The sequence below is a fragment of the Microvirga pakistanensis genome (assembly GCF_004458765.1).
Taxonomy (GTDB): Bacteria; Pseudomonadota; Alphaproteobacteria; order Rhizobiales; family Beijerinckiaceae; genus Microvirga; species Microvirga pakistanensis.
This window is the reverse complement of the sequence record NZ_SPJX01000590.1, coordinates 1-223: the sequence shown is the minus strand read 5'-3', so window position 1 is coordinate 223 and position 223 is coordinate 1. Positions and strand designations below refer to the sequence as shown.

The 223-nt window shown below is 64.1% G+C and carries 1 protein-coding gene; it reads left to right on the top strand.

Going from position 1 to position 223, the window contains the following annotated elements; all coding sequences use genetic code 11:
* The coding region (locus E4K09_RS23995) for a hypothetical protein (protein ID WP_134500185.1) at positions 1 to 223 on the top strand (223 nt) is incomplete at both ends.

The window sequence follows — 223 nt, the reverse complement described above, 5'->3', positions numbered from 1 at the left end:
GGTGATCGTCCACGGCATCGACGATGCCGAGCGCGCGCAGGCCTATGCGGCCGACATCACCTACGGGACCAACAACGAGTACGGCTTCGACTACCTTCGCGACAACATGAAGTACGAGATGGCGCAGATGGTCCAGCGCGGCCACGCCTTCGCCATCGTGGACGAGGTGGACTCGATCCTCATCGACGAGGCGCGGACGCCGCTGATCATCTCCGGTCCCCTC